This is a genomic window from Bradyrhizobium sp. U87765 SZCCT0048, from assembly GCF_018131225.1.
Taxonomy (GTDB): domain Bacteria; phylum Pseudomonadota; class Alphaproteobacteria; order Rhizobiales; family Xanthobacteraceae; genus Bradyrhizobium_A.
Genome location: NZ_JAFCMM010000001.1, coordinates 2380452 through 2395076, shown reverse-complemented (window position 1 = coordinate 2395076; position 14625 = coordinate 2380452). Strand labels below are relative to the sequence as shown.

General features: G+C 65.7%; 13 protein-coding genes. 12 read left to right on the top strand and 1 reads right to left on the bottom strand.

The window, feature by feature from the left end; genetic code table 11:
• Positions 1–97: 97 nt before the first annotated feature.
• Complete coding sequence (locus tag JQ639_RS10580; RefSeq protein ID WP_211966063.1) at positions 98–583, bottom strand: MarR family winged helix-turn-helix transcriptional regulator; 486 nt, start codon at positions 581–583, stop codon at positions 98–100.
• A 296-nt stretch (positions 584–879) separates the two neighbouring features.
• Here JQ639_RS10580 and JQ639_RS10575 point away from each other — a divergent pair, with 296 nt between their 5' ends.
• From JQ639_RS10575 to JQ639_RS10520, 12 genes are all read left to right on the top strand, one after another.
• Entirely contained in the window at positions 880–2493 is a 1614-nt protein-coding gene (locus JQ639_RS10575; RefSeq protein ID WP_211966062.1) for an FAD-dependent oxidoreductase, read from the top strand.
• A 10-nt stretch (positions 2494–2503) separates the two neighbouring features.
• Positions 2504–2719, top strand: a complete 216-nt coding sequence (locus JQ639_RS10570; RefSeq protein WP_211966061.1) for a DUF2783 domain-containing protein — start codon at positions 2504–2506, stop codon at positions 2717–2719.
• A 50-nt stretch (positions 2720–2769) separates the two neighbouring features.
• Positions 2770–3723: an MBL fold metallo-hydrolase gene (locus JQ639_RS10565; protein WP_211966060.1), complete on the top strand. Its 954-nt coding sequence runs from the start codon at positions 2770–2772 to the stop codon at positions 3721–3723.
• 2 nt (positions 3724–3725) lie between these two features.
• Positions 3726–5072, top strand: coding sequence for a homogentisate 1,2-dioxygenase (gene hmgA / locus JQ639_RS10560; protein ID WP_211966059.1), 1347 nt, complete (start codon positions 3726–3728; stop codon positions 5070–5072).
• 64 nt (positions 5073–5136) lie between these two features.
• On the top strand, positions 5137–5778 hold the full coding sequence (maiA, locus tag JQ639_RS10555; protein ID WP_211966058.1) for a maleylacetoacetate isomerase: 642 nt from the start codon (positions 5137–5139) through the stop codon (positions 5776–5778).
• A 27-nt stretch (positions 5779–5805) separates the two neighbouring features.
• On the top strand, positions 5806–7077 hold the full coding sequence (gene fahA, locus JQ639_RS10550; protein ID WP_211966057.1) for a fumarylacetoacetase: 1272 nt from the start codon (positions 5806–5808) through the stop codon (positions 7075–7077).
• Positions 7078–7323: 246 nt separating this feature from the next.
• Positions 7324–8592 carry an MHYT domain-containing protein gene (locus JQ639_RS10545; protein WP_211966056.1) on the top strand — a complete coding sequence of 423 codons (1269 nt, stop codon included), beginning with the start codon at positions 7324–7326 and terminating at the stop codon, positions 8590–8592.
• Between the two features lie 151 nt (positions 8593–8743).
• Positions 8744–9607, top strand: coding sequence for an FAD binding domain-containing protein (locus JQ639_RS10540; protein WP_211966055.1), 864 nt, complete (start codon positions 8744–8746; stop codon positions 9605–9607).
• 11 nt (positions 9608–9618) lie between these two features.
• Positions 9619–10119, top strand: coding sequence for a (2Fe-2S)-binding protein (locus JQ639_RS10535; protein WP_211966054.1), 501 nt, complete (start codon positions 9619–9621; stop codon positions 10117–10119).
• Positions 10116–12542 carry an aerobic carbon-monoxide dehydrogenase large subunit gene (locus JQ639_RS10530; protein WP_211966053.1) on the top strand — a complete coding sequence of 809 codons (2427 nt, stop codon included), beginning with the start codon at positions 10116–10118 and terminating at the stop codon, positions 12540–12542. Before JQ639_RS10535 ends, JQ639_RS10530 begins: the two co-directional genes overlap by 4 nt.
• On the top strand, positions 12539–13411 hold the full coding sequence (locus tag JQ639_RS10525) for an AAA family ATPase (RefSeq protein ID WP_211966052.1): 873 nt from the start codon (positions 12539–12541) through the stop codon (positions 13409–13411). Before JQ639_RS10530 ends, JQ639_RS10525 begins: the two co-directional genes overlap by 4 nt.
• Complete coding sequence (locus tag JQ639_RS10520) at positions 13408–14616, top strand: vWA domain-containing protein (RefSeq protein ID WP_211966051.1); 1209 nt, start codon at positions 13408–13410, stop codon at positions 14614–14616. The genes JQ639_RS10525 and JQ639_RS10520 overlap by 4 nt, the downstream gene beginning before the upstream one ends.
• Positions 14617–14625 lie beyond the last annotated feature (9 nt).

Below are 14625 nucleotides of genomic sequence, written 5' to 3'. Positions count from 1 at the left end.
CGCAACAGTTGCGAGGCGCCGGCCGTGGCATTTCGGCCCGCCCCGGCCGCGGCAGGCGGAATCGGGCGGGCAGGGCGAATTGAAAGGGAAGGCCGGGTCAGGCCCGCTCGAGGTCCCTCGGCGTCGACGGCGGGTCGTCCGCCTGGACGAGGTCCAGGCTTTTTTCAATCTTCGACAGGATCGCCTCGAACTGGCGCAGTTCGGCGGGAGCGAGGGCGGACAGGATCTCCCGCTCCCGGTTCAACAGCCGTGGAATCAGGCCTTCGTAGACGACTCTGCCGTCCGCTGACAGCTGGAGGGCATATTCGCGCCGGTCGACCGGGTTCTCGATCCGCTCGATCAGGCCCTTTTCGAGCAGACTGGTCACCGCCCGGCTGATGGTCGATTTATGGGTGCTGGTGTGCTGGACGACGAACTGGGCCGTGCAGGGCTCTTCGCGAAAGCCCAGTGTCGCGATCACCCGCCATTCCGGCACCTCGATGCCGTAGCGGTCGCGGTATTCACTCGAAAGCGCCGTACTGATCGCGGCGGACAGCCGGTTCATCCGGAACGGCACGAATTTCAGCAGGTCGAGCTTGGTCATGGCCACGATCTCACGGCAGAAGCCCGGCCTTGCCGCAAGGCATGACGGGCAGTTTCCTGGTTCCGCAGCATTCGTCGCACGACAGTTCGGATTCGTCCTCAATCGAAATCAGGGGCGCGCTGAATTCGAAAGTGGTTCCAGCCGTCCTGTCAAGCGATGGTGCATGGGATAGCCTCCGCAGTTGACGGCACCCGAGGCTGAAGCGTATATAGTTGCACGTGAGACTAATTTAGCGTCCGGCGCCCGAAAGCGCCAGCACAATCACACGATAAGAGTGAAGCAAGCGGGAGGGCGTGATGACCGGTGGTGCAGCGACCCAATTCGGCTATCAGCGACATCCGGACCAGGACCGTGCGGCCACGGCGGTCGCCCATCACCCGGTTGTCGTGATCGGCGCCGGTCCCGTCGGGCTGTCCTTCGCCATCGATCTTGCCGAGCGCGGCCATCCGGTGGTGCTGCTCGACGACGCCGACCGTATCGGCGAGGGGTCTCGCGCGATCTGCTTTTCCAAGCGTTCGTTGGAATATTGGGATCGGCTCGGCGTCGGCGGTCGCATGGTCGACAAGGGCGTGGTGTGGAATGTCGGCCGGATTTTCCACGGCGCGTCCCAACTCTACCAGTTCAATCTGCTGCCCGAGGACGGCCACAAGATGCCGGCCTTCATCAATCTGCAGCAGTTCTACGCCGAGGCGTATCTGGTCGACCGTGCCGCGCAGCTTCCCGGCATCAGCCTGCGCTGGCGCAACAAGGTCACCGCGCTCGAACAGCGCAACGACCATGTGGTCGTGACCATCGAGACGCCTGAAGGCGCATATCGTCTGTCCGCATCGCATCTGATCGCCTGCGACGGTGCGCGCTCGTCGCTGCGCAGCATGGTTGGCGCCGAATTCGCCGGTAAGGTGTTCGAGGATCAGTTCCTGATTGCCGACGTCAAGATGACGGCGGATTTCCCCACCGAGCGCTGGTTCTGGTTCGATCCGCCGTTCCACGCCGGTCGCTCCGCGCTTTTGCACCGGCAGCCCGACAACGTCTGGCGCATCGACCTGCAGCTCAGCCCGGATGCCGACCCCGCGGTCGAGAAGCTGCCGGAGAATGTCCGTCCGCGCATCACGCGCATGCTCGGTCATGACAACTTCGATTTCGAATGGATTTCGCTCTATAAATTCCAGTGCCGGCGCATGGATCGCTTCGTCCACGGCCGGGTTGTGTTCGCGGGCGATTCCGCCCATCAGGTGTCGCCGTTCGGCGCGCGTGGCGCCAACTCGGGGCTCGAGGATGCCGAGAACCTCGCCTGGAAGCTGTCGCTGGTGCTGGATGGGCGCGCATCCGCTGCGCTTCTCGACAGCTATCATGTCGAGCGCAGCGCGGCAGCGGACGAGAACATTCGCGAATCCACACGCGCCACCGATTTCATGGCGCCGACCTCACGCGAGGAGGAGCGGTTGCGTCGCGCTGTGCTGGCGCTTGCCCGGGATACCGATTTCGGCAAGCGCATGGTCAATGGCGGACGCCTGTCGGTGCCGTCGGTCTACGACACGCTGTTGTCGACGCCGGATGCCGATCGCTGGAATGGCGGTGTCGTCCCCGGTGCCTCGATGCTGGACGCGCCGCTCGTCGCGCACGACGGCAAGGCGACGTACCTCACCGACGCGTTCATCGCCGCAGGTCGCCGCTTCACCGTGCTGGAATTCGCCAACGGTCAGGCGGCTCCAGTTCCCGAAGGCGTCGGCGTGATCCGGATCGGTGGCGAAGGTCTGACCGACCACGCGGGCCTTGCGAAAAAGCGCTATGATGCGGCGCCCGGAACGGCCTATCTGCTGCGCCCCGACGGCTACGTCGCCGCGCGTTTTCGCCATCCGACCCGTGCGGCGCTCGATGCGGCGCTGGCGCGCGCCGCTGGCGCCAACTAGAGGTTCGAACATGGCAGTGTCGACCACATCCAATTTCGCCAGGCCGGACGATGCGTTCCGCCTGATCGTGGAGGCCCATCGCGGCCTCAACGACGAAGACAGCGCCACGTTCGATGCGGCGCTGGTGCTCGTTCTCGCCAATCATATCGGCGATATCGAAGTGCTGCGCGATGCCATCGCGCTGGCCAGGCACGGCGTTGCCCAACAGGCGGCGCCGCAGTCATAAGACTTCAAGATCTCAAACTTCAAGACGACGCGTCAACAGGAACACAGACGATGAGCAAAGGCTTCGCTTCCACCAACGATCTCTCGGAAAAGAAGATCACCTTCTCCGAGATCGGCACCGATCTCTATGCCTTCACGGCGGAGGGCGACCCCAACACCGCTGTGATCGTCGGCGACGACGGCTGCCTCGTGTTCGATGCCCAGGCGACGCCGGCGATGGCCAGGAGCGTCGTCGAGCGCGTCCGCACCGTGACCGACAAGCCGATCAAGTATGTCGTGCTGTCGCACTATCATGCTGTCCGCGTACTCGGTGCTTCGGCATATAATGCCGACGGGATCGTCGCCTCGCAGGAGACCTATCGCCTGATTCAGGAGCGTGGCCAGCAGGACTGGGACTCCGAGTACGGCCGTTTCCCGCGCCTGTTCCGCGATGCCGAGAGCATCCCGGGCCTGACCTGGCCGACGCTGGCGTTCGAAGGCGAGATGTCGATCTTCCTTGGCAAGCGCGAGGTCAAGCTGATGCAGCTCGGCGCCGGCCACACCTCTGGCGACATCGTCGCCTGGGTGCCGGATGCCGAAGTGATGTTCTCGGGCGATCTGATCGAATACCACTCCGCCTGCTATTGCGGCGATGCGCACCTGCGCGAGTGGCCGATGACCCTGAACGAGATTCGTGAATTCAATCCGAAGGCGATCGCGCCGGGCCGCGGTGACGCGCTGAACGGCACGGCCACCTGCCGCGAGGCCATCGCCATGACCCGCGATTTCGTCACCTCGCTGTACGGCGCGGCCGAGACCTCGGTCGCCAAGGGCCGGACCCTGAAGGAGAGCATGTCGGCGACCCGCGAGGTGATGGATCCGAAGTTCTCCAAGTTCGCCATCTACGAGCACTGTCTGCCGTTCAACGTCTCGCGGGCCTACGACGAGGCGTCGGGTATCGACGATCCGGTGATCTGGACCGCCGAGCGTGACCGCGAAATGTGGGCCGCCCTGCAGGGAGAGTGACCATGAATTACAACGCAGCTCCTGATGTCGTCGCCCGATCGGCGAGCAACATCACGCCGGGCTACATGTCCGGCTTCGGCAACAGCTTCGAGACCGAGGCGTTGCCCGGCGTGCTGCCGATCGGCCGCAACTCGCCGCAGCGTGCGGCTTACGGCCTCTATGCCGAACAGCTCTCGGGATCGCCGTTCACCGCGCCGCGCGGCACCAACGAGCGTTCCTGGCTGTACCGCATCCGTCCGTCGGTGCTGCACTCCGGCCGTTTCAAGAAGGTCGATGGTGGCCTGTGGCGCACCGCGCCGTGCTTCGAGACCGAGATGCCGGTCGGCCAGCTGCGCTGGGATCCGACCCCCATCCCGTCCAAGGAGCTGACCTTCATCGACGGCGTGCAGACCATGACCACCGCGGGCGACGCCAACACCCAGGCGGGCATGGCGGCGCACGTCTACCTGATCACCAAGTCGATGGTCGATCAGCATTTCTACAACGCGGACGGCGAGATGATGTTCGTGTTGCAGCAGGGCAAGCTGCGCTTCGTCACCGAGTTCGGCGTGATCGATGCGGAGCCGGCCGAAATCGTCGTGATCCCGCGCGGCGTCAAGTTCCGCGTCGAGCTCAATGGTGGGCCGGCCCGCGGCTATCTCTGCGAGAACTATGGCGGCGCGTTCACCCTGCCGGAGCGTGGCCCGATCGGCGCCAACTGCCTCGCCAATGCCCGTGACTTCCTTACCCCGGTCGCGGCCTATGAAGAGAAGGACACGCCGACCGAGCTGTTCGTGAAGTGGGGCGGTACATTGTGGGCGACCACGCTGCCGCATTCGCCGATCGACGTCGTCGGCTGGCACGGCAACTATGCGCCCTACAAGTACGACCTGCGCACCTTCTCGCCGGTCGGCGCCATCGCGTTCGACCATCCGGATCCGTCGATCTTCACGGTGCTGACGTCGCCGTCGGAAACCGCCGGCACCGCCAACATCGACTTCGTGATCTTCCCGGAGCGCTGGATGGTGGCGGAGAACACGTTCCGTCCGCCATGGTATCACATGAACATCATGTCGGAGTTCATGGGCCTGATCTACGGCGTCTACGATGCCAAGCCGCAGGGTTTTACCCCCGGTGGCTTGAGCCTGCACAATTGCATGCTGCCGCACGGCCCGGATCGCGATGCCTTCGACCACGCCAGTAATGGCGAGCTCAAGCCGGTCAAGCTCACGGGCACCATGGCATTCATGTTCGAGACGCGTTTCCCGCAACGCGTCACGGCGCATGCCGCGTCGTCGGCTACCCTGCAGGACGATTACGCCGACTGCTGGAAGGGTCTCGAAAAGAAGTTCGACCCGACCAAGCCGTAACCTTCCATCGGGCCCTCGCCACGTCCTGCGTGGCGGGGGCTCTTCGCTTTTCAACCGGTGCCAGATGTCCGATCACGCCACGCTCTATGGCTACTACCGCTCGACCGCGGCCTACCGCGTTCGCATCGCCCTCGGCCTCAAGGGGCTGAGCGCCGACAACAAGTTCATCCATCTGCGCAAGGGCGAGCAGACCGGGCCGGAGTATCTCAAGGTCAATCCGGCCGGCCTCGTGCCGTACTGGATCGACGGCGGCTTCCATCTCGCACAGTCGCTTGCGATCATCGAGTATCTCGACGAGACCCATCCCGAGCCGCCGTTGCTGCCGGGCAATGCCGAGCAGCGTGCCATCGCTCGCGAGATCGCCTTCACGGTCGCCAGCGATATCCATCCGATCGGGAACCTGCGGGTGCTCAACCGCCTGAACCAGATCGGCGTCGACGAGCCGACCCGTAATGCCTGGTCGCAGCACTGGATCAAGCTCGGCTTCGACGCCATCGAGGCCCGGCTCAAGGAACTGCCGGGACCGTTTGCGCTCGGTGAGCGTCCGACGCTGGCCGACATCTGCATCGTGCCGCAGGTGTTCAACGCTCGCCGCTTCGGGCTCGATCTCGCGCCCTATGCGCGCATCCGCGGCATCGATGCCGCAGCGGCCAAGCTCGAAGCCTTTGCCGCCGCCGAACCCGGCCGTCAGGCCGATGCCGAATAACCCATCCGTTCTGTCGAAAGCACTCCGATGAGCCATCCCAACGATCCCAAGCTCCGTTCCTTCGTCGACGTCGATCCGGCGTCCGATTTCCCCATCCAGAACCTGCCGTACGGCGTATTCTCGACCAAGACCGATGCCACGCCCCGTGTCGGCGTCGCGATCGGCGACCAGGTGCTCGACCTCGCGGCGCTGGAAGCCGCCGGCGTCCTGACTGTGGGCAGCGCCAGGGGTGTGTTTGCCCAGCCGTCGATCAACGCTTTCATGGCGCTGGGACCCGCCGTGTGGAGCAAGACCCGCGCCCGCATCAGTGAGCTGCTGCGCCACGACAATGGCGAGCTGCGCGACAACGCCGTGCTGCGCCAGGGCGCGTTGCACGCGCGGCGCGACGTCCAGCTCCATCTGCCGCTTGCGGTCGCCGGCTTCACCGACTTCTATTCGTCGAAGGAGCACGCCACCAATGTCGGCATCATGTTCCGCGACAAGTCGAACCCGCTGCTGCCGAACTGGCTGCACATTCCGATCGGCTACAATGGCCGTGCTTCCACGGTGGTGGTCAGCGGCACGCAGGTGCGCCGCCCGCACGGCCAGCTCAAGCCGCCGACCGCCGAAGTGCCGAGCTTCGGCCCCTGCAAGAGGCTCGACTTCGAACTCGAAATGGGTGTCGTGGTCGGCCAGCCGTCCGAGATGGGCAAGCGCCTGTCGGAGGCCGAGGCCGAGGCGATGATCTTCGGCTTCACGCTGCTCAACGACTGGAGCGCCCGCGACATCCAGCAGTGGGAATATGTGCCGCTCGGCCCATTCCAGGCCAAGGCGTTCGCGACCTCGATCAGCCCGTGGATCGTCACCCGCGAGGCGCTCGAGCCGTTCCGCGTCCAAGGCCCGGCGCAAGATCCCAAGCCGCTGCCTTATCTGCAGCAGGCCGGCGCCAACAACTACGATCTCACCCTCGACGTCACGCTGCGCACCGCGAAGATGACCGCGCCGGAACGCATCTGCCGCACCAACTTCAAGTACATGTACTGGTCGTCGGTGCAGCAGCTTGTCCATCACGCCTCGTCCGGTTGCGCCATGAACGTCGGCGATCTGCTCGGTTCGGGCACGATCAGCGGCGCGGAAAAGGATCAGCGCGGCAGCCTGCTCGAGATCAGCTGGGGTGGCGCCGAGCCGATCGAGCTTGGCGGCGAACGCCGCACCTTCCTGGAGGATGGTGATTCCCTCGCCATCACCGGCTTCTGCCAGGGCGACGGCTATCGCGTCGGCTTCGGTGAAGTCGAGGGCACCATCCTGCCGGCGGCCTGATCGCGACGCCGACGTCCATCATTCAGTGCGGCGGCGACACAATGCCGCCGCATCGTGCCGCGGATGTCGTGGAACGCGCTTCCGCGGCGCCCGGCGTCAACGATTGTCGCGCTCCGCGCGTCCCGCCGTGATGATGCTGCGCTGCGGCCACGGCTGCCGATCCCGACAGATTGTCAATTCTCCCGCCGCGGCTACACTTCGCCGGCGGAGGAGGCGCGCCCGTGGCGACGGGCCGCCGAGGCGATCATGTTCGATGGACACGATCCTTTTCTCGTCGCGCTCTCGGTGGGGATCGCGATCCTGGGTGGGTATACCGGTTTCAGCCTTGCGGCGCGCATTCGTGCCGTTCCGGGCGCGAGCCGTCGCTTGCTGCTGGCCGGCGCAGCCGGCTTTTTCGCCGTCGGTATCTGGACCATGCATTTCATCGGCATCCTGGCGGCGCCGATGCCGGCTGACGCCGTCTATCTCGTCCTGCCGACTGTCGTCTCGTTCCTGATCTGCGCGCTGGTGGTCGGTGTGTCGCTGTTCTTCGTCAGCGTCGGCGAGCCGACGCTGACGCGCCTCGCGTCGTCGGCGGTATTGCTCGGTGCCGGCATCGCCAGCATGCATTATGTCGGCATTCACGGGCTCGCCGGCGGCTTCGCCATCGTTCACCGCGGCGGAATGGTGGCGCTGTCGGTGCTGATCGCGGTGATCGCCGCCTATGGCGGCCTCCGCGCTTTCCTCGCCGGGCATGAAGGGATCCGGCTCGCGGCCAGCGCAGCGGCGTTCGGCATCGCGGTCTCCGGGATGCACTACACCGCGATGGCGGGGATGCGTTTCATGCCGATGGCCGGCGCCGGTCATCATATGAATATGACCGGGCTCGCGGTGTCGCAGCAATGGCTGGCAGTGATCGTGGCGGTGCTGAGTTTCGTGATCGCCGGCGGTTTCCTGCTGTCGCTGGTGCCGGATTCCCGCGGGCGCGTGACCGAGGCGGTCGGGGACGGTGCCGCGATCCCGGCCGAAGTGCAGGCTATGGTCGAACTCGACGGGCACGACGATCGCAGCAGGTCCACCCAGCGCCTCATGCCCGGCCCGCTCGGCGGTCTGGGCCAGCCGCGGGCCGCGCCCGTGGCCCGCGTACCGGTGGAGGGCGCGGAAGGCACGCATCTGGTCGATGTCGGCGACGTCCGCAGCCTGCGCGCCAACGCCCATTACACTCTGGTGCACGATGGCACGCGCGAGCGGATGTGCCTGTGGTCGATTTCCGAGGCAGAGGCCCAGCTCGACCCGTCGCAGTTCATTCGCGTCCATCGCAGCCACATCGTTGCCATCCCCCATGTCACGTTCGTTCGCAAGGAGGGCGATGGTGCCGTGGTGGAGCTCGATGGCCCGGCGCCGCACCGCGTGCCGGTGAGCCGCGCCAGGCTCGCGGAGCTCAAGGCAATGCTCGGGATGGCCGGACGACGTAGTGCCGGTATGATTCCGGCCGTCGGACCTGTCTCCGAAGTTCAGACAGGTCATAAGAGCTGACGCATTTCATGCGCATCGGCCGCCGTTCGTGGGAATTTCGGCGCTTCGTGCCCGGCTGATCGCCGGCGTCTTGCATGCCGCCGGGGCCGGCGGGAGCCTTCCGTCAACGTCTGCGCGCCTCACGCGCCAACAAGACGGATGGAGGACGTCCATGATCCCTGGCCCGTTCAGCTATCACCGGCCGGCGAGTGTTGCCGACGCGGTCAAACTGCTGTCGTCGCTCGGCAGCGAGGCGCGGCCGATCGCCGGCGGTCACAGCCTGATCCCGATGATGAAGCTGCGGCTCGCCACACCGGAGCACCTCATCGATCTTCATGGCATTGCAGCATTGCGAGGCATCCGGCGCGACGGCAACGCCATTGTCATCGGCGCCATGACCACCCAGCACGACCTGCTGGCCTCGGCGCTGATCGGCGAGACCCTGCCGATCCTCCATGAGGCCGCCAACCTGATCGCCGATCCGCAGGTGCGCTATCTCGGGACCGTTGGGGGCAATGTCGCCAACGGTGATCCCGGCAACGACATGCCGGCCCTGATGATAACCCTCGGGGCCAGCTACCGCCTGGAGGGCGGGCAGGGGACACGGGACGTTCCGGCGGCGGACTTCTATCAGGGAGCCTACTTCACAGCGCTCGAGCCCGGCGAGATCCTGACGGCGATCACCGTGCCGGTGCCGCCGGAGGGGCATGGATCCGCCTACGAGAAGCTCAAGCGCAAGGTAGGGGACTACGCCACCGCGGCGGCGGCGGTCGTGCTCACCATGGCCGGCGGCAAGGTCGCGACATGCGCCATCGGGCTGACCAATCTGTCGGAGACGCCGCTGCGCGCGGACGATGCGGCGCATGCGGTGATCGGAACGAGCCTCGACGCCGCCGCCCTCGCCAAGGCCGCCGCCGCGGCGCGGGCGATCATGGCGCCGGCGGCCGACGCGCGCGGCCCAGTCGCGTACCGCAAGCATGTCGGAGGCATCATGGTGATGCGGGCGCTGCAGCGCGCCGCCGCCCGCGCGCGCTGAGGGAGGATACGATGGCGAAGACCCACGTCACGATGAAGGTCAATGGTGCCGAGGTCGAGGGCCTCGTCGAAGCGCGCACCCTGCTGGTGCATTTCATTCGCGAGCAGCTCCAGCTCACCGGCACCCATATCGGCTGCGAAACCACCCACTGTGGCGCCTGCACGGTCGATTTCAACGGCATGTCGGTGAAGAGCTGCACCGTGTTCGCGGTCCAGGCCGACGGTGCCGAGCTCACCACCATCGAAGGCATGGCCAATCCCGATGGTTCGCTGTCGGCGCTGCAGGAGGGTTTTCGCATGATGCACGGCCTGCAGTGCGGCTACTGCACACCGGGCATGATCCTGCGCGCCCATCGCTTGCTGCAGGAAAATCCGGCGCCCACCGAGGCGGAGATCCGCATTGGCATCTCCGGCAACATCTGCCGGTGCACCGGCTACCAGAACATCGTCAAGGCGATCCAGTACGCTGCGGCGAAGATCAACGGCACGGAATTCCGGGAGGCTGCAGAATGAACGACATGACTCCCACGCGGGAAGAACGCGAAGCCCGGCTCGAAGGCATGGGCTGCAAGCGCAAGCGGGTCGAGGATATCCGCTTTACCCAGGGCAAGGGCAACTACGTCGACGACGTCAAGCTGCCGGGCATGCTGCATGGCGATTTCGTGCGCTCGCCCCATGCCCATGCACGTGTCAAGGCGATCCGGACGGAGGAGGCGCTCAAGGTGCCGGGCGTGCTGGCGGTGATCACGGCCGAAACGCTGAAAACGGTCAATCTCGCCTGGATGCCGACGCTCGCCGGCGATGTGCAGATGGTGCTGGCCGATGGCAAGGTGCTGTTCCAGAACCAGGAGGTTGCCTTCGTCGTCGCCACCGACCGCTATGCCGCCGACGACGGCATCGGCAAGGTCGAGGTCGACTACGAGCCGCTGCCGGTACTGGTCGATCCCTTCAAGGCGATGGATGCCGATGCGCCGGTGCTGCGCGAGGATCTCGCCGGCAAGACCTCAGGCGCCCATGGTCCGCGCAAGCATCACAACCATATTTTCGAATGGACGGTCGGCGACAAGGATTTGACCGATGCCGCCTTCCGCAAGGCCGATGTCACCATCAAGGAGCTGATCTCCTATCACCGCACCCATCCGTCGCCGCTGGAAACGTGCCAGTGCGTGTGTTCGTTCGACAAGATCAAGGGCGAGCTGACGATCTGGGGCACCTTCCAGGCGCCACATGTCATCCGCACGGTGGTGTCGCTGATCGCCAAGCTGCCGGAGCAGAAGATTCATGTCATCTCGCCGGACATCGGCGGCGGCTTCGGCAACAAGGTCGGCGCCTATCCCGGCTATATCTGCGCCGCGGTGGCCTCGATCGTCACCGGCAAGCCGGTGAAATGGGTCGAGGACCGCATCGAAAACCTCACGGCGACCTCGTTCGCCCGCGACTACCACATGACAACGGAGATCGCGGCGACGAAGGACGGCAAGGTGACGGGGCTGCGTGTCCATGTCCTCGCCGATCACGGCGCGTTCGACGCCTGTGCCGATCCGTCGAAGTGGCCGGCGGGCTTCTTCAACATCGTTACCGGGTCCTATGATTTTCCGGTCGCGCACCTGACGGTGGACGGCATCTACACCAACAAGGCGCCGGGCGGGGTCGCCTATCGCTGCTCGTTCCGCGTCACCGAGGCCGCCTACTGCATCGAGCGGGGAATGGACATCCTGGCGCAGAAGCTCGGCATCGATCCGGCCGAGCTGCGGCTGAAGAACTTCGTGAAGCCGGAGCAGTTTCCCTATCACTCGGCGCTCGGCTGGGAATATGACTCCGGCGACTACCACACCGCCATGCGCAAGGCGCTGGAGACCACGCACTATGCCGATCTGCGTAAAGAGCAGGCGGAGAAGCGCGCTGCATTTCAGCGCGGCGAGACCCGCGAGATCATGGGCATCGGGGTGTCGTTCTTCACCGAGATCGTCGGAGCGGGGCCGTCGAAGAACTGCGACATTCTCGGGATCGCCATGTTCGACTCCTGCGAGATCCGCCTGCACCCGACGGGCGCGGGCATCGCGCGCATGGGCACCAAGAGCCAGGGGCAGGGCCACGAGACGACATGGGCCCAGATCATCGCCACGGAGATCGGTATTCCCGCCGACAACATCATGGTCGAGGAGGGGAATACCGACACCGCGCCCTACGGGCTCGGGACCTATGGTTCGCGCTCGACGCCGGTCGCCGGCGCAGCCATCGCCATGGCCGCGCGCAAGATCAAGGCCAAGGCGCAGATGATCGCTGCCTACAAGCTCGAGGTTCACGAGGACGATCTGGAGTGGGACATCGACGGCTTTCGCATCAAGGGCTTGCCCGAGAAGTCGATCACCATGAAGGATATTTGCTGGGCGGCGTACAACTCGGTGCCGCCCGGCATGGAGCCGGGCCTCGAGGCGGTGAGCTATTACGATCCGCCCAACATGACCTATCCGTTCGGCGCCTATATCTGCGTCATGGACATCGATGTCGATACGGGAGTCTACAAGGTCCGTCGCTTCTATGCGCTCGACGATTGCGGCACCCGCATCAATCCGATGATCATCGAGGGGCAGGTGCATGGCGGCCTGACGGAGGCGTTCGCCATCGCGATGGGGCAGGAGATCCGCTACGACGATGGCGGCAATGTCGTCACCGGCTCGTTCATGGATTTCTTCATGCCGACTGCGGTGGAGACGCCGCACTGGGAGACGGACTTCACGGTGACGCCGTCGCCGCACCATCCGATCGGCGCCAAGGGGGTCGGAGAAAGTCCCAATGTCGGCGGCGTGCCGGCGTTCTCCAACGCCGTCAACGACGCATTCTCGTTCCTCGGCAGCACCCATATCCAGATGCCGCACGACTATTGGCGCAACTGGCGGGCGGCGGAGCAGCTCGGGGTGTTCGCAACGCCATGAAGAGCCATCAGCAGATCGCGGAGCGCCTGGCCGCCACCGGCTACATTGCCGACGGCGAACTGGCGACCGCGATCGCGCTGATGCAGTTGCTGTCGCGCCCCCTGCTGCTGGAAGGCGAGGCGGGCGTAGGCAAGACCGAGGTCGCCAAAGCGCTGGCGGCGGTGCACGGCACGGAGCTGATCCGCTTGCAGTGCTACGAGGGGCTGGATCAATCGGCCGCCCTCTATGAGTGGAACTATCAGCGCCAGTTGCTGGCGATCGAGGCTCATCGCGGCGCCGGCGGAGCCGGTATCGAGGATGCGATTTTCTCGGAGAAGTATCTGCTGGAGCGTCCCCTGCTTGCGGCCATCCGCCGCGAGCGGCCGGTCGTGTTGCTGATCGACGAGATCGACCGCGCCGACGACGAGTTCGAGGCGTTCCTGCTGGAGCTGCTGTCGGATTTCCAGGTCTCGATCCCGGAACTTGGCACCGTCAAGGCGCGCACGATTCCTCATGTGGTACTGACTTCGAACGCCACGCGCGAACTGTCGGACGCGCTGCGCCGGCGCTGCCTCTATCACTATCTGGATTACCCGGACGTCGACCGCGAGGCGCGCATCATCCTCGCCCGGGTGCCGGGAATCGACACGACGCTGGCCCTGCAAATCGCCCGGATGGTTGATGGCGTGCGCAGGGAGGACCTGCGCAAGGTGCCGGGCGTCGCCGAGACGCTGGACTGGGCGGCAGCGCTGGTCGGGCTCGACGTCCGCGACTTGCGCGACGCGCCTGAAACGGTTCACGAGACGCTGATGTGCCTGTTGAAGACCCGCGAGGACAAGGCCGCCTTCCGGCCTGAAGTCACCGCACGGCTGCTGGGAAAGGTCGCATGAGCTGCTGCGGCACACCCTGTACGGCGGAGGAGATGCGCGACGCCTCGCGTGCGATGGCGCAGACGCTGGCCGCCTTCCTGCGCACGCTGCGGGACAATGCCTTCACTGTCGGCCTGCAGGAAGGGCAGGACGCCGCGGTGCTGGTGGCGGCGGGATATGCCGAACGCCCGGGCCTGCTGCGCTCGGCGTTCAAGCACCTGTTTTCGGCCCGCAAGGCCGACTGGGATCGCTTCGACGGTCTGTTCGACGCGTTCTGGCTCGGGCAGCGCGTGCGATCGCGATCTTTGGCGACCGGGCCGGCGAAGCCTGCGAACAATCCATCGCTCAAGAGCCTTGACTCCGCTGCGCGGATGCAGGCTGGCGGATCGGCACCGGTCGATCAGATGGCCGGAGACGGTGGGACCGCACCGCCGGCGGGCGGGGAAGGGCGCAGCGAGGGCGCGACCCGCAGCGAGACGCTGGCCGATGTCGATTTTCGCCACATGGCCGATCCGGAGCAGATCGAGGCCGCCCACGCAGTAGCGGCGAAGCTGGCGCGTGCGATGCGCACGCGCCTGACGCGCCGGGATCGCGTGCGCCGCCGGGGCCGCCGGCTGGACCTGCGCCGCACCATTCATCACAGCATCGGCCGCGGCGGCGTGCCGATCGAATTGATGCGGCGGCAACGCAAGGTCAAGCCGCTGCGGCTGGTGATCCTGCTCGATGCGTCCGGCTCGATGAGCCTGTACACCGGCGTATTCCTGCGCTTCGTCCATGGCGTGCTCGATGCATTCCGTGAGGCGGAGGCCTTCCTGTTCCACACGCGTCTCGCCCATGTCTCGGATGCGATGAAAGAGCGCGATCCCGCGCGGGCGCTCGATCGTCTGGCGATGATGGCGCAGGGAAGTGGTGGCGGCACCCGCATCGGCGAGTGCCTGCAGACATTCAATCGCAGCCACGCGGCCCGCGTGATCCATGGACGCACGTGTGTGATGATCGTCTCGGACGGCTATGAGACCGGCGATGCGGCGCTGCTCGGCCGCGAAATGGCGGCGCTTGGGCGGCGCTGCCGCCGTATCGTCTGGCTCAATCCGATGCTGGGCTGGAAGGGATACGCGCCGGAGGCCGCAGGCATGAAGGCGGCGTTGCCGCATGTCGATCTGTTTGCGCCAGCCCATACGCTCAAGAGCCTTGCCGATCTCGAACCCTATCTCGCGGCGCTGTGACGGAGGCGG